Source organism: Pseudomonas sp. GV047 (assembly GCF_003058245.1).
In the GTDB taxonomy this organism is placed as follows: domain Bacteria; phylum Pseudomonadota; class Gammaproteobacteria; order Pseudomonadales; family Pseudomonadaceae; genus Aquipseudomonas; species Aquipseudomonas marginalis.
Genome location: NZ_QCWA01000008.1, coordinates 21,608 through 35,668, shown reverse-complemented (window position 1 = coordinate 35,668; position 14,061 = coordinate 21,608). Strand labels below are relative to the sequence as shown.

The 14,061-nt window shown below is 54.5% G+C and carries 26 protein-coding genes; all 26 read right to left on the bottom strand.

Annotated features, from left to right (window positions below):
* Positions 1-8: 8 nt before the first annotated feature.
* The gene (bfr, locus tag C8K58_RS20845) at positions 9-473 is read right to left on the bottom strand and encodes a bacterioferritin (protein WP_017525959.1); all 465 of its coding nucleotides are present in this window, start codon (positions 471-473) and stop codon (positions 9-11) included.
* 155 nt (positions 474-628) lie between these two features.
* A complete protein-coding gene (locus tag C8K58_RS20840; RefSeq protein WP_108574231.1) occupies positions 629-2,077 on the bottom strand; it encodes a catalase in 1,449 nt (482 codons plus the stop codon).
* A gap of 237 nt (positions 2,078-2,314) precedes the next feature.
* The gene (rplQ, locus tag C8K58_RS20835; RefSeq protein ID WP_003176402.1) at positions 2,315-2,701 is read right to left on the bottom strand and encodes a 50S ribosomal protein L17; all 387 of its coding nucleotides are present in this window, start codon (positions 2,699-2,701) and stop codon (positions 2,315-2,317) included.
* Between the two features lie 41 nt (positions 2,702-2,742).
* Complete coding sequence (gene rpoA, locus C8K58_RS20830) at positions 2,743-3,744, bottom strand: DNA-directed RNA polymerase subunit alpha (RefSeq protein ID WP_003176403.1); 1,002 nt, start codon at positions 3,742-3,744, stop codon at positions 2,743-2,745.
* A 22-nt stretch (positions 3,745-3,766) separates the two neighbouring features.
* Positions 3,767-4,387: a 30S ribosomal protein S4 gene (gene rpsD, locus C8K58_RS20825; RefSeq protein ID WP_003176404.1), complete on the bottom strand. Its 621-nt coding sequence runs from the start codon at positions 4,385-4,387 to the stop codon at positions 3,767-3,769.
* A gap of 18 nt (positions 4,388-4,405) precedes the next feature.
* Positions 4,406-4,795 carry a 30S ribosomal protein S11 gene (gene rpsK, locus C8K58_RS20820; RefSeq protein WP_002555466.1) on the bottom strand — a complete coding sequence of 130 codons (390 nt, stop codon included), beginning with the start codon at positions 4,793-4,795 and terminating at the stop codon, positions 4,406-4,408.
* Between the two features lie 30 nt (positions 4,796-4,825).
* Positions 4,826-5,182, bottom strand: coding sequence for a 30S ribosomal protein S13 (gene rpsM / locus C8K58_RS20815; protein WP_024077676.1), 357 nt, complete (start codon positions 5,180-5,182; stop codon positions 4,826-4,828).
* A 129-nt stretch (positions 5,183-5,311) separates the two neighbouring features.
* Positions 5,312-5,428: a 50S ribosomal protein L36 gene (gene rpmJ, locus C8K58_RS20810; protein WP_002555468.1), complete on the bottom strand. Its 117-nt coding sequence runs from the start codon at positions 5,426-5,428 to the stop codon at positions 5,312-5,314.
* A 27-nt stretch (positions 5,429-5,455) separates the two neighbouring features.
* Positions 5,456-6,784: a preprotein translocase subunit SecY gene (gene secY, locus C8K58_RS20805; protein ID WP_003176406.1), complete on the bottom strand. Its 1,329-nt coding sequence runs from the start codon at positions 6,782-6,784 to the stop codon at positions 5,456-5,458.
* Entirely contained in the window at positions 6,785-7,222 is a 438-nt protein-coding gene (gene rplO, locus C8K58_RS20800; protein WP_003176407.1) for a 50S ribosomal protein L15, read from the bottom strand.
* A gap of 3 nt (positions 7,223-7,225) precedes the next feature.
* The gene (gene rpmD / locus C8K58_RS20795) at positions 7,226-7,402 is read right to left on the bottom strand and encodes a 50S ribosomal protein L30 (protein ID WP_003176408.1); all 177 of its coding nucleotides are present in this window, start codon (positions 7,400-7,402) and stop codon (positions 7,226-7,228) included.
* 2 nt (positions 7,403-7,404) lie between these two features.
* On the bottom strand, positions 7,405-7,905 hold the full coding sequence (rpsE, locus tag C8K58_RS20790) for a 30S ribosomal protein S5 (protein WP_003186035.1): 501 nt from the start codon (positions 7,903-7,905) through the stop codon (positions 7,405-7,407).
* A 3-nt stretch (positions 7,906-7,908) separates the two neighbouring features.
* Positions 7,909-8,259 carry a 50S ribosomal protein L18 gene (gene rplR, locus C8K58_RS20785; RefSeq protein ID WP_003186037.1) on the bottom strand — a complete coding sequence of 117 codons (351 nt, stop codon included), beginning with the start codon at positions 8,257-8,259 and terminating at the stop codon, positions 7,909-7,911.
* A gap of 10 nt (positions 8,260-8,269) precedes the next feature.
* Entirely contained in the window at positions 8,270-8,803 is a 534-nt protein-coding gene (gene rplF, locus C8K58_RS20780) for a 50S ribosomal protein L6 (protein WP_003176412.1), read from the bottom strand.
* Between the two features lie 12 nt (positions 8,804-8,815).
* Positions 8,816-9,208 carry a 30S ribosomal protein S8 gene (gene rpsH / locus C8K58_RS20775; protein WP_003176413.1) on the bottom strand — a complete coding sequence of 131 codons (393 nt, stop codon included), beginning with the start codon at positions 9,206-9,208 and terminating at the stop codon, positions 8,816-8,818.
* Between the two features lie 206 nt (positions 9,209-9,414).
* Positions 9,415-9,720 carry a 30S ribosomal protein S14 gene (rpsN, locus tag C8K58_RS20770; RefSeq protein ID WP_003176414.1) on the bottom strand — a complete coding sequence of 102 codons (306 nt, stop codon included), beginning with the start codon at positions 9,718-9,720 and terminating at the stop codon, positions 9,415-9,417.
* A gap of 13 nt (positions 9,721-9,733) precedes the next feature.
* Positions 9,734-10,273, bottom strand: coding sequence for a 50S ribosomal protein L5 (gene rplE, locus C8K58_RS20765; protein ID WP_003194642.1), 540 nt, complete (start codon positions 10,271-10,273; stop codon positions 9,734-9,736).
* Positions 10,274-10,295: 22 nt separating this feature from the next.
* Positions 10,296-10,610: a 50S ribosomal protein L24 gene (gene rplX / locus C8K58_RS20760; protein ID WP_003176416.1), complete on the bottom strand. Its 315-nt coding sequence runs from the start codon at positions 10,608-10,610 to the stop codon at positions 10,296-10,298.
* A gap of 11 nt (positions 10,611-10,621) precedes the next feature.
* Positions 10,622-10,990 carry a 50S ribosomal protein L14 gene (gene rplN / locus C8K58_RS20755; RefSeq protein WP_002555479.1) on the bottom strand — a complete coding sequence of 123 codons (369 nt, stop codon included), beginning with the start codon at positions 10,988-10,990 and terminating at the stop codon, positions 10,622-10,624.
* Between the two features lie 23 nt (positions 10,991-11,013).
* The gene (gene rpsQ, locus C8K58_RS20750) at positions 11,014-11,280 is read right to left on the bottom strand and encodes a 30S ribosomal protein S17 (protein ID WP_003176419.1); all 267 of its coding nucleotides are present in this window, start codon (positions 11,278-11,280) and stop codon (positions 11,014-11,016) included.
* Between the two features lie 2 nt (positions 11,281-11,282).
* Positions 11,283-11,474: a 50S ribosomal protein L29 gene (rpmC, locus tag C8K58_RS20745; RefSeq protein WP_002555481.1), complete on the bottom strand. Its 192-nt coding sequence runs from the start codon at positions 11,472-11,474 to the stop codon at positions 11,283-11,285.
* Positions 11,474-11,887, bottom strand: a complete 414-nt coding sequence (gene rplP, locus C8K58_RS20740; protein ID WP_003232424.1) for a 50S ribosomal protein L16 — start codon at positions 11,885-11,887, stop codon at positions 11,474-11,476. The genes rpmC and rplP overlap by 1 nt, the downstream gene beginning before the upstream one ends.
* Positions 11,888-11,899: 12 nt before the next feature.
* Complete coding sequence (gene rpsC, locus C8K58_RS20735) at positions 11,900-12,586, bottom strand: 30S ribosomal protein S3 (RefSeq protein ID WP_003176422.1); 687 nt, start codon at positions 12,584-12,586, stop codon at positions 11,900-11,902.
* Between the two features lie 13 nt (positions 12,587-12,599).
* Positions 12,600-12,932: a 50S ribosomal protein L22 gene (gene rplV / locus C8K58_RS20730; protein ID WP_003103908.1), complete on the bottom strand. Its 333-nt coding sequence runs from the start codon at positions 12,930-12,932 to the stop codon at positions 12,600-12,602.
* Positions 12,933-12,943: 11 nt separating this feature from the next.
* A complete protein-coding gene (rpsS, locus tag C8K58_RS20725) occupies positions 12,944-13,219 on the bottom strand; it encodes a 30S ribosomal protein S19 (RefSeq protein WP_003232420.1) in 276 nt (91 codons plus the stop codon).
* A 16-nt stretch (positions 13,220-13,235) separates the two neighbouring features.
* Positions 13,236-14,060, bottom strand: a complete 825-nt coding sequence (gene rplB, locus C8K58_RS20720; protein WP_003210080.1) for a 50S ribosomal protein L2 — start codon at positions 14,058-14,060, stop codon at positions 13,236-13,238.
* Position 14,061 lies beyond the last annotated feature (1 nt).

The window sequence follows — 14,061 nt, the reverse complement described above, 5'->3', positions numbered from 1 at the left end:
GTAGGAAATCAGAACTGCGATTGCAGGTAGTTTTCCAGGCCAATCAGCTTGATCAAGCCCAACTGCTTTTCCAGCCAGTAGGTGTGATCTTCTTCGGTATCGTTCAACTGCACGCGCAGGATTTCCCGCGTGACGAAGTCGCTGTGCTGTTCGCAGAGCTCGATGCCCTTGCAGAGAGCGGCACGCACCTTGTATTCAAGACGAAGATCGGCTGCAAGCATGTCAGGTACGCTGGTACCCACATCCAGATCGTCGGGACGCATACGTGGCGTACCTTCGAGCATCAGGATACGACGCATCAGTGCATCGGCGTGCTGTGCCTCTTCTTCCATTTCGTGGTTGATACGCTCGTAGAGTTCGGTAAAACCCCAGTCTTCGTACATGCGCGAGTGGATGAAATATTGATCACGAGCTGCCAGTTCGCCCGTCAGCAACGTGTTGAGGTAATCGATTACGTCGGGGTGACCTTGCATCGCCCTACATCTCCCTGCTTGAAAGTCTGTAGTTTGAACCATGCTGACTCGGAGGTCACGGGACTAACGGCAGAAAAGTGAAGATTTCCGCAGAAAAGTAGCTGAAATAACGCAAAAACCGCCCAAATGAGGGCGGTTCTGCTTATCGTTTAGAGTCAGTTAAGCGATACACCCAGTGCCTTTGCGATTGCGTCTCCATAAGCAGGATCTGCCTTATAGAAGTGCTGCAGTTGACGCTGGACCACATCACTGGAGACACCGCTCATTGCGCCGGCGATGTTATTGGTGAGCAGTGCTTTCTGCTCATCATTCATCAGGCGGAACAGCGCACCTGCGTGGCTGTAGTAGTCGGTATCTTCACGGTGATCGTAACGATCAGCCGCACCGCTCAAGGGCAATGCAGGCTCGGCGTACTGTGGCGCTTGCTTCGGAGCTTCGGCGTAGCTGTTCGGTTCGTAGTTCGGAGTCGCACCACCATTGCTGCCAAATGCCATCGAGCCATCACGCTGGTAGCTGTTGACCGGGCTGCGCGGAGCATTCACCGGCAATTGCTGGTGGTTGGTACCCACACGGTAGCGGTGAGCATCTGCGTAAGCGAAAACCCGACCTTGGAGCATACGGTCTGGCGACAGGCCAACGCCTGGAACCATGTTGCTTGGGCCAAATGCAGCCTGCTCTACTTCAGCGAAGTAGTTCTGCGGATTGCGGTTAAGTTCCAGCTCAGCCACTTCAATCAACGGGAATTCTTTCTGCGACCAGGTTTTGGTCACATCAAACGGATTCTCGTAATGGGCGTTCGCCTGGGCCTCGGTCATGATCTGGATGCAGACCCGCCATTTCGGGAAGTCACCGCGCTCGATCGCACCAAACAGATCACGCTGGGCGTAATCAGGATCAGTACCGGCCAGGCGGGCCGCCTCAGCCGGCGCCAGGTTCTTGATGCCTTGCTTGGTTTTGTAGTGCCACTTCACCCAGTGCCGCTCACCGCGGGCGTTAATCAAGCTGTAGGTGTGGCTGCCAAAGCCGTGCATATGACGGTAGCCATCGGGAATACCACGATCCGAAAACAGAATGGTGACCTGGTGCAGCGCCTCTGGAGAGTGCGACCAGAAGTCCCACATCATTTGCGCGCTTTTCAGGTTGCTTTGCGGTAACCGCTTCTGAGTGTGGATGAAATCGGGGAATTTCAGCGGATCGCGTATGAAGAACACCGGTGTGTTGTTACCCACGATGTCCCAATTACCTTCTTCGGTGTAGAACTTCAAGGCAAAACCACGGGGATCGCGCTCGGTGTCTGCGGAACCACGCTCACCGCCCACAGTAGAGAAACGCAGGAACGTTGGAGTTTGCTTACCAACGGACTCGAACAATTTGGCGCTGGTGTACTGGGTGATGTCCCGGGTGACCGTAAAAGTACCGTAGGCACCCGACCCTTTGGCGTGTACACGACGCTCAGGGATGTTTTCACGGTTGAAATGGGCAAGTTTCTCGATCAGGTGAAAATCGTCAAGAAGCAGCGGGCCGCGGGGGCCGGCTGAACGGGAATTCTGGTTATCCGCAACGGGAGCGCCGCTGGCGGTGGTAAGGATTTTATTCTGGCTCATGCTCAATTTTCCTCAGGTCGGACTTGGAACTGCCGGATAATCGGCTTGGAGGGAGTATTGACCATCAACATGACACCTACAAATTCATTAAATCGTAAGCTTCAATAGAGAATAACTAACAATACCCCCGCGCACATAGTGCTGAGCGCTGTCTGAGGAAGCTTGTACACATCGCGCTTTTGTTACGCGCACAAAAAACCGGGCACTAGGCCCGGTTCTTCGTTACAGCTTGTCGTCTTACTCGGCGCTTACAGCTTCGCCGGCAGTAGCACGATCAACCAACTCGACGTACGCCATAGGCGCGTTGTCGCCAGCGCGGAAACCGCACTTGAGGATGCGCAGGTAGCCACCCTCACGGGTAGCGTAACGCTTGCCCAGGTCGTTGAAGAGCTTACCAACGATAGCTTTCGAACGAGTACGGTCGAAAGCCAGACGGCGGTTAGCCAGGCTGTCTGTCTTGGCCAAAGTGATCAGCGGCTCAGCAACGCGACGCAGTTCTTTAGCTTTCGGCAGTGTAGTTTTGATCAGCTCGTGCTCGAACAGCGACACCGCCATGTTTTGAAACATGGCCTTGCGGTGCGAGCTGGTACGGCTCAGGTGACGACCACTTTTACGATGACGCATGGTTCATTCCTTACCAAACTCACGTTCGGTGATTACGACGATCAGGCAGTCGCCTTGTCGTCCTTCTTAAGACTTGCAGGCGGCCAGTTGTCGAGGCGCATGCCGAGGGACAGACCGCGGGAGGCCAGAACGTCCTTGATTTCAGTCAAGGATTTCTTGCCCAGGTTCGGAGTCTTCAACAGTTCTACTTCGGTACGCTGAATCAGGTCGCCGATGTAGTAAATGTTTTCCGCCTTAAGGCAGTTAGCCGAACGTACAGTCAGTTCCAGATCGTCAACCGGGCGAAGCAGGATCGGATCGATCTCGTCTTCCTGCTCGATTACCACTGGTTCGCTGTCACCTTTGAGGTCGACGAACGCAGCCAACTGCTGTTGCAGAATGGTTGCAGCGCGGCGGATAGCCTCTTCAGGATCCAGAGTACCGTTGGTTTCCAGATCAATAACCAGCTTGTCCAGGTTAGTACGCTGCTCGACACGGGCGTTTTCCACCACGTATGCGATACGGCGAACCGGGCTGAACGAAGAGTCAAGCTGCAAGCGACCAATGCTGCGGCTTTCGTCTTCATCGCTCTGACGCGAGTCGGCCGGTTCATAACCACGACCACGAGCTACGGTGAGCTTCATGTTCAGGGCGCCGTTAGACGCCAGGTTAGCGATTACGTGATCGGGGTTAACGATCTCGACATCATGATCCAGCTGAATATCGGCAGCGGTAACCACCCCCGAACCCTTCTTCGACAAGGTCAGCGTAACTTCGTCACGGCCGTGCAGCTTGATAGCCAGACCTTTAAGGTTCAACAGGATTTCAATTACGTCTTCCTGTACACCTTCGATGGCGCTGTACTCGTGGAGCACACCGTCAATCTCGGCCTCGACTACTGCACAGCCGGGCATTGAGGACAACAGGATGCGTCGCAGCGCGTTGCCCAGGGTGTGGCCAAAACCACGCTCGAGAGGCTCGAGAGTGATCTTGGCGCGGGTTGGACTGACAACCTGCACATCAATGTGGCGGGGTGTCAGGAACTCATTTACCGAAATCTGCATGGATGCACCTATTTTCTAGCCCTTACTTGGAGTAGAGCTCGACAATCAGGCTTTCGTTGATGTCGGCGGACAGATCACTGCGAGCAGGAACGTTCTTGAAAACGCCCGACTTCTTCTCAGTGTCTACTTCTACCCATTCTACGCGGCCACGTTGGGCACACAGATCGAGAGCTTGGACAATGCGAAGTTGGTTTTTTGCTTTCTCGCGAACTGCGACCACGTCACCAGCACGAACCTGGTAGGACGGAACGTTTACGGTCTGACCGTTAACGCTGATCGACTTGTGCGATACCAGCTGACGGGATTCGGCACGAGTCGAACCAAAGCCCATACGGTATACAACGTTGTCCAGACGGCATTCGAGCAGTTGCAGCAGGTTTTCACCGGTTGCACCTTTCTTGCCAGCAGCTTCTTTGTAGTAGCCGCTGAACTGACGCTCGAGAACGCCGTAGATACGACGGACCTTCTGCTTTTCACGCAGTTGGGTGCCGTAATCGGACTGGCGACCGCGGCGTTGGCCGTGGATACCAGGTGCTGCTTCAATGTTGCACTTCGATTCGATCGCGCGCACGCCGCTCTTCAGGAAGAGATCGGTGCCTTCGCGACGAGCGAGTTTGCATTTTGGACCAATGTAACGAGCCATTCTTTACAATCTCCTGGATTACACGCGGCGCTTCTTCGGCGGACGGCACCCGTTGTGCGGGATTGGCGTCACGTCGGTGATGCTGGCGATCTTATAGCCACAGCCGTTCAAAGCACGGACAGCAGACTCACGACCTGGACCTGGACCCTTGACGTTAACGTCGAGGTTTTTCAGGCCATATTCCAGCGCAGCTTGACCAGCACGTTCAGCAGCTACTTGAGCAGCAAACGGCGTGGACTTGCGGGAACCGCGGAAACCCGAACCACCGGAGGTAGCCCAAGAAAGCGCGTTACCTTGACGGTCGGTGATGGTCACGATGGTGTTGTTAAAAGATGCATGGATGTGGGCGATGCCATCAACCACTGTCTTTTTAACTTTTTTACGAGGACGAGCAGCAGGTTTTGCCATGATAATTTTCCTGTCGATTCGCTGGGGCGATTACTTGCGGATCGGCTTACGCGGACCTTTACGGGTACGCGCGTTAGTCTTGGTACGCTGACCGCGCACTGGAAGACCACGACGATGACGCAGACCGCGATAGCAACCGAGGTCCATCAAACGCTTGATTTTCATGTTGATTTCGCGACGCAGGTCACCTTCAGTGGTGAACTTCGCCACTTCGCCACGCAGCAATTCAATCTGCTCGTCGCTCAGATCCTTGATCTTAGCGGCTGGGTTTACCCCAGCAACCGCGCAAATTTTCTGCGCAGTAGTGCGACCAACACCATAGATGTAGGTCAGCGAGATAACAGTGTGCTTGTTATCTGGAATGTTAACGCCTGCAATACGGGCCATTCAGTGGGACTCCAATTGACAGCTACCTACGCCCCGGAAGCCAAGAAATAGGGCGCGAGATAATATCGCTGTAATAACAAATAATCAACCCGGCAGCGCACTAGCTGCCGGGCTTCAAGCGGATCACACTCAGCCTTGGCGCTGTTTGTGACGCGGTTCCGCGCTGCAAATTACTCGAACAACACCTTCGCGGCGAATAATCTTGCAGTTACGGCACAGCTTTTTCACCGATGCACGAACTTTCATCACCAACTCCTCGAACCTTATGGGTACTCAGCGCAACATGCCGCTGCCGTAACCCTTCAGGTTGGCTTTCTTCATCAGGGATTCGTACTGGTGCGAAACGAGGTGCGATTGTACTTGGGACATGAAGTCCATCACAACCACGACCACGATCAGCAACGAGGTCCCGCCAAGGTAGAACGGAACGTTTGCTGCAACCACCAGGAACTGGGGCAACAAGCACACGGCCGTCATATATAGAGCACCGAACAGGGTCAAACGAGTCAGAACGCCATCAATGTAGCGTGCCGACTGCTCACCTGGACGAATACCCGGAATAAAGGCACCGGACTTCTTCAGGTTTTCCGCTACGTCTTTCGGATTGAACATCAACGCCGTATAGAAGAAGCAGAAGAAAATAATCCCTGCACTAAACAGCAGAATATTCAACGGCTGACCAGGAGCGATCGACTGAGAGAGGTCCTGCAGCCAGCCCATATTTTCAGACTGACCAAACCAGGTACCCAACGAAGCCGGAAACAGCAAAATGCTGCTCGCGAAAATTGCCGGAATAACACCGGCCATATTCACTTTCAGCGGCAAGTGGCTGGTCTGCGCAGCAAAAACCTTACGGCCCTGCTGACGCTTGGCGTAGTGAACAGCAATACGACGCTGGCCACGCTCAATGAACACCACAAAACCGATAATCGCTACTGCCAGCAAACCGATGGCAACCAGGGCGAAGATATTGATATCACCCTGACGTGCAGACTCGAAAGACTGCCCGATTGCTCTCGGAAGACCGGCGACGATACCTGCGAAAATCAACATCGAGATACCGTTACCAACACCACGCTCAGTAATCTGCTCACCCAGCCACATCATGAACATCGCACCAGCCACAAACGTGGATACCGCGACGAAATGGAAGCCAAAGTCACCAGTGAACGCAACACCCTGCCCAGCCAGGCCAACGGACATGCCGATAGCTTGGACCAGGGCGAGGATGACAGTGCCGTAGCGGGTGTACTGGCTAATCTTGCGACGGCCAGCTTCACCTTCCTTCTTCAACTGCTCCAGCTGCGGGCTGACGGCGGTCATCAGTTGCATGATGATCGATGCCGAGATGTACGGCATGATCCCCAGTGCAAAAATGCTCATCCGTTCCAGCGCACCGCCAGAAAACATGTTGAACAAGCTAAGAATGGTCCCCTCATTCTGTCGAAACAGGTCTGCGAGTCGGTCCGGGTTGATACCTGGAACCGGGATGTGTGCGCCTATTCGGTAGACGATAATCGCCAGGAACAGAAAACGCAGACGAGCCCAAAGTTCAGACATACCGCCTTTGCCGAGCGCTGAGAGAGCACCTTGCTTAGCCATTTATTCCTCGAACTTGCCGCCAGCTGCTTCGATAGCCGAACGCGCACCTTTGGTGGCGCCGATTCCCTTGCCGATAGTGACAGCGCGAGTCACTTCACCGGACAGCATGATTTTCACACGCTGTACGTTGACGTTGATCACGTTGGCATCTTTCAGGGTCTGCACAGTAACGATGTCGCCTTCCACTTTAGCCAGCTCGGACAGACGCACTTCTGCGCGGTCCATGGCCTTCAGGGAAACGAAGCCGAACTTAGGCAGGCGACGATGCAGCGGCTGTTGACCGCCTTCAAAGCCTGGAGCAATGGTGCCACCGGAGCGGGAGGTTTGACCTTTGTGGCCACGGCCACCAGTCTTACCCAAACCGCTACCGATACCACGGCCCGGACGATGCTTTTCGCGACGGGAACCCGGCGCTGGACTCAGATCATTGAGTTTCATCGATTAACCCTCGACACGCAGCATGTAGTAAGCCTTGTTGATCATCCCGCGATTCTCGGGAGTATCCTGGACTTCTACAGTGTGACCGATGCGACGCAGACCCAAACCCTTAACGCACAATTTGTGGTTAGGGATGCGGCCGGTCATGCTTTTGATCAGCGTTACTTTAACGGTAGCCATGATCAGAAGATCTCCTTGACGCTTTTGCCACGCTTGGCGGCAATGGATTCAGGAGATTGCATAGCTTTCAAACCCTTGAAAGTGGCGTGAACCACGTTTACCGGGTTAGTCGAGCCATAGCACTTGGCCAGAACGTTCTGAACGCCAGCAACCTCGAGGACAGCACGCATAGCGCCGCCAGCGATGATACCGGTACCTTCAGAAGCAGGCTGCATGTACACCTTCGAAGCGCCGTGAGCGGACTTCATTGCGTACTGCAGCGTGGTGCCGTTCAGATCAACTTGGATCATGTTGCGACGAGCAGCTTCCATTGCCTTCTGGATCGCAGCAGGCACTTCACGTGACTTGCCACGGCCGAAGCCAACGCGCCCTTTACCATCACCCACCACGGTCAACGCGGTGAAAGTGAAGATACGGCCGCCTTTAACGGTTTTGGCTACGCGGTTAACTTGAACCAGCTTCTCAATGTAGCCTTCGTCGCGCTTTTGGTCGTTATTTGACATAACTTAGAACTCCAGCCCAGCTTCACGAGCAGCATCAGCCAGCGCTTTAACGCGGCCGTGGTACTTGAAGCCAGAGCGGTCGAAAGCCACTTGCGAGACGCCAGCGGCCTTAGCACGCGTAGCGACCAGCTGGCCAACCTTTGTGGCCGCGTCGATGTTGCCAGTGGCACCATCACGCAGTTCTTTATCCAAAGTCGAGGCGCTGGCCAGGACTTTGTTGCCGTCGGCCGAGATGACCTGGGCGTAGATGTGCTGCGACGAGCGGAACACGCAGAGACGCACGACTTCGAGTTCGTGCATTTTCAGGCGTGCTTTGCGAGCGCGACGCAGTCGAGTAACTTTTTTGTCGGTCATTTGCTATGCCCTACTTCTTCTTGGCTTCTTTACGACGGACGACTTCGTCCGCGTAGCGCACACCTTTGCCTTTGTACGGCTCTGGTGGACGGAAGTCGCGGATCTCAGCAGCCACTTGACCTACCAGTTGCTTATCGATGCCCTTGATCAGGATATCGGTCTGGCTAGGAGTCTCAGCGGTGATGCCTTCCGGCAGTTCGTAATCCACTGGGTGCGAGAAGCCAAGGGCCAGGTTCAAAACCGTGCCTTTTGCTTGCGCTTTGTAACCAACACCGACCAGCTGGAGCTTACGCTCGAAGCCTTGGCTTACGCCTTGGACCATGTTGTTTACCAACGCACGCGTGGTACCAGCCATTGCGCGAGTTTGTTGATCGCCATTGCGAGCAGCGAAACGCAGCTCACCAGCTTCTTCAACGATCTCAACGGACGAATGGATATTCAGTTCAAGAGTGCCCTTGGCACCCTTCACCGAAAGCTGTTGGCCTGCGAATTTGACTTCGACACCGGCTGGCAGCTTAACGGGGTTCTTAGCGACGCGAGACATGCTTATCCCCCCTTAGAACACAGTGCAAAGAACTTCGCCGCCGACACCGGCAGCGCGCGCAGCACGATCCGTCATCACACCTTTGTTGGTGGAGACGATAGACACGCCCAGACCGCCACGAACTTTCGGCAGATCTTCAGCGGACTTGTACTGACGCAGGCCTGGACGGCTAACGCGCTTCACTTCCTCGATGACCGAACGGCCTTCGAAGTACTTCAGCTCGATGGACAGCAGTGGTTTGATTTCGCTGCTGATCTGATAACCCGCAATGTAGCCTTCGTCTTTCAGGACTTTGGCAACAGCAACCTTCAACTTGGAAGACGGCATGCTTACGACGGACTTTTCAGCCATCTGGGCATTACGGATACGAGTTAGCATGTCCGCTAACGGGTCCTGCATACTCATGGGCTAGACGCTCCTAATACAAAAAAATTAGCCTTGCGGCTACATATGTCGCTGAGAACTTCCGGGTAAAAAACACGGGCTCAGGCGAGCCGCGTATTTTAGACACACTCCGGAAATGAAACAAGCCCCAAAAGGGGCTTGTTCCAGATTCAAGGTCACCGGCGGTCAGTATCTTTCGATTCAGACCACCTGGACGCTGAAAGTACTTACCAGCTGGCTTTAACCAGACCTGGTACGTCACCACGCATTGCCGCTTCACGCAGTTTGTTACGGCCGAGGCCGAACTTGCGGTAAACGCCGTGTGGACGACCGGTCAGGCGGCAGCGGTTACGCATGCGCGAAGCGCTTGCGTCACGTGGCTGCTTCTGCAGGGCAACTGTAGCTTCCCAACGCGCTTCTGGACTTGCGTTCAGATCAACGATGATTGCTTTCAGTGCTGCACGCTTCTTGGCGTACTTGGCAACCGTGAGCTGACGCTTCAGCTCGCGGTTTTTCATGCTCATCTTGGCCATGGTCCTACTCCAATCAGTTGCGGAACGGGAATTTGAAAGCACGCAACAGGGCGCGACCTTCATCATCGTTCTTGGCAGTGGTGGTCAGGGTGATGTCCAGACCGCGGAGAGCATCGATCTTGTCGTAGTCGATTTCCGGGAAGATGATCTGCTCTTTCACGCCCATGCTGTAGTTACCACGACCATCGAAGGACTTGGCATTCAGGCCGCGGAAGTCGCGAACCCGAGGCAGGGAGATCGACAGCAGACGATCCAGGAATTCGTACATACGCTCACGGCGCAGAGTCACTTTGACGCCGATCGGCCAACCTTCACGGACTTTAAAGCCAGCGATGGATTTGCGAGCGTAGGTCACAACGACTTTCTGGCCGGTGATCTTTTCCAGGTCAGCAACAGCGTGCTCGATGACTTTTTTGTCACCGATCGCTTCGCCCAGACCCATGTTCAGGGTGATTTTGGTAACGCGCGGAACTTCCATCACGTTCCCAAGCTTAAGTTCTTCCTTAAGCTTAGGGGCGATTTCCTTCCGGTAAATCTCTTGTAGTCGTGCCATGGTCTAATCTACCTAGCAGTGTTCAAGCATCAACCGCTTTTTGGGTCGACTTGAAGACACGAATTTTCTTACCGTCTTCTACTTTGAAACCAACGCGGTCAGCCTTGTTGGTTTCGCCGTTGAAGATGGCGACGTTAGAAGCGTCCAGCGGAGCTTCTTTCTCGACGATACCGCCCTGCACGCCCGACATCGGGTTAGGCTTGGTATGACGCTTGACCAGGTTCAGACCACCGATAACCAGACGGTTATTAGCGAGAACCTTAAGCACCTTACCGCGCTTACCTTTGTCTTTGCCGGCGATCACGATGATCTCGTCGTCACGACGAATCTTTTGCATGTCGGATCTCCTTACAGCACTTCTGGGGCGAGCGAGACGATCTTCATGAACTTCTCAGTACGAAGTTCACGGGTCACTGGCCCAAAGATACGGGTGCCGATCGGCTCTTGCTTGTTGTTCAGAAGAACAGCAGCGTTGCCATCAAAGCGGATAATGGAGCCATCTGCACGACGTACGCCGTGACGAGTGCGGACTACAACAGCAGTCATCACTTGGCCTTTTTTCACTTTACCGCGAGGAATTGCTTCCTTGACGGTAACCTTGATGATGTCACCGATACCAGCGTAACGACGATGGGAGCCACCCAGCACCTTGATGCACATAACACGGCGAGCGCCGCTGTTATCGGCCACATCGAGCATGGATTGAGTCTGAATCATATAATTTCTCCGACCCCTAGTCCTTAGACTTCCACAGCGCGTTCGAGAACATCAACCAATGCCCAAGACTTGGTCTTGGCCAGCGGACGAGTTTCACGAATAGTGACTTTGTCGCCGATGTGGCACTGATTGGTTTCGTCGTGCGCGTGCAGCTTAGTCGAACGCTTAACATATTTACCGTAGATCGGGTGCTTAACGCGACGCTCGATCAAAACGGTGATGGTTTTGTCCATCTTGTCGCTGACAACACGGCCAGTCAGCGTACGGACAGTCTTTTCGGCTTCAGCCATGATCACTTACCTGCCTGCTGGTTGAGCACAGTCTTCACGCGAGCGATGTCACGCTTAACTTGCGAGAGCAGATGAGACTGCCCCAACTGGCCAGTTGCTTTCTGCATACGCAGATTGAACTGGTCGCGCAGCAGGCCGAGCAGTTGCTCGTTCAGCTGCTGTGCGGATTTTTCACGAAGTTCATTCGCTTTCATCACATCACCGTCCGTTTAACAAAGGCGGTGGCGAGCGGCAGCTTTGCAGCAGCCAGGGCAAAAGCCTCACGCGCCAGCTCTTCAGTTACACCCTCGATTTCATACAGGACTTTGCCTGGCTGAATCTGGGCTACCCAGTATTCCACGTTACCCTTACCTTTACCCATCCGAACCTCGAGAGGCTTTTTGGAGATCGGCTTGTCCGGGAATACACGGATCCAGATCTTGCCGCCACGTTTAACGTGACGGGTCAGTGCACGACGCGCTGACTCGATCTGACGAGCGGTGAGACGACCACGAGCTACAGACTTCAGCGCGAACTCGCCGAAGCTGACTTTGCTACCGCGCTGAGCCAGACCACGGTTGTGGCCTGTCATCTGCTTGCGGAACTTCGTACGCTTTGGTTGCAACATTTGGCGTACCCCTTACTTAGCAGCTTTTTTACGAGGCGCTGGTGCTTGTGGTTTCAGTTCTTCTTGGCGACCACCAATTACTTCGCCTTTGAAGATCCAAACCTTTACACCGATCACACCGTAAGTGGTGTGAGCTTCGTAGTTGGCATAGTCGATGTCGGCACGCAGGGTGTGCAGTGGCACACGACCTTCGCGATACCATTCAGTACGTGCGATTTCAGCACCGCCGAGACGACCGCTCACTTGGATTTTGATGCCTTTGGCACCAATGCGCATGGCGTTCTGTACGGCGCGCTTCATAGCGCGACGGAACATTACGCGACGCTCCAGCTGCTGAGCTACGCTCTGCGCAACCAGCATACCGTCGAGCTCCGGCTTGCGGATCTCTTCGATATTGATGTGCACAGGCACACCCATTTGCTTGGTCAGGTCCTGACGCAGTTTCTCAACATCTTCACCTTTCTTCCCGATAACGATACCTGGACGAGCGGTGTGGATGGTGATACGTGCAGTTTGCGCCGGACGATGGATATCGATACGGCTTACGGACGCGCTTTTTAGTTTGTCTTGGAGATACTCACGCACCTTCAGATCAGCGAACAAATAGTCCGCATAAGTCCGACCGTCTGCGTACCAGACGGAGGTGTGCTCCTTGACGATTCCCAGGCGAATGCCAATGGGATGTACTTTCTGACCCATCTCTTCGACTCCGTTACTTGTCAGCAACCTTGACAGTGATATGGCAAGACCGCTTGACGATGCGATCAGCACGGCCTTTGGCACGCGGCATGATGCGCTTCAGCGAACGCCCTTCGTTGACGAAAACGGTGCTGACCTTCAGGTCATCAACGTCTGCGCCTTCGTTATGCTCGGCGTTGGCTACGGCCGACTCCAGCACTTTCTTCATGATCTCGGCGGCTTTCTTACTGCTGAAAGCCAACAGGTTGAGCGCTTCGCCCACCTTCTTCCCGCGGATCTGGTCGGCGACCAAGCGGGCTTTCTGGGCGGAGATTCGAGCGCCCGACAACTTAGCGGCTACTTCCATTTCCTTACCCCTTAACGCTTGGCTTTCTTGTCTGCCACGTGCCCACGATAAGTGCGGGTACCGGCAAACTCGCCTAGTTTGTGGCCGACCATGTCTTCGTTAACGAGAACTGGGACGTGCAGACGACCGTTGTGTACAGCGATGGTCAGACCGACCATTTGTGGCAGGATCATCGAACGACGCGACCAGGTCTTAACTGGTTTGCGATCGTTCTTTTCCGCCGCCACTTCGATCTTCTTCAGTAGGTGAAGATCAATAAAAGGACCTTTTTTCAGAGAACGTGGCACTGTCGTATCCCTCTATTTACTTGCGACGACGGACGATCATTTTGTCGGTACGCTTATTACCACGAGTCTTCGCGCCCTTAGTCGGGAAGCCCCATGGCGATACCGGATGACGACCACCAGAGGTACGACCTTCACCACCACCGTGTGGGTGGTCAACCGGGTTCATGGCAACACCACGAACGGTTGGGCGAACGCCACGCCAGCGTTTGGCACCAGCTTTACCCAGCGAACGCAGGCTGTGCTCGGAGTTCGAGACTTCACCCAGGGTCGCGCGGCATTCAGCCAGCACTTTACGCATCTCACCAGAACGCAGACGCAGGGTCACGTAGACACCTTCACGAGCGATCAGCTGAGCCGAAGCACCAGCGGAACGAGCGATTTGCGCGCCTTTACCTGGCTTCAATTCGATGCCGTGTACGGTGCTACCAACTGGAATATTACGCAGTTGCAGAGCGTTGCCCGGCTTGATCGGTGCCAAGGCACCTGCGATCAGCTGGTCGCCAGCACTCACACCTTTAGGCGCGATGATGTAGCGACGCTCGCCATCTGCGTACAGCAGCAGAGCGATGTGAGCAGTACGGTTTGGATCGTATTCGATACGCTCGACAGTGGCAGCGATGCCATCTTTGTCGTTGCGACGGAAATCGACCAGACGATAATGCTGCTTATGGCCACCACCAATGTGACGAGTGGTAATACGACCATTGTTGTTACGACCACCAGTCTTCGATTTCTTCTCGAGCAGCGGTGCGTGAGGAGCGCCTTTATGCAGCTCCTGGTTGACCACCTTGACCACAAAACGGCGGCCAGGGGAAGTCGGTTTGCATTTAACGATTGCCATG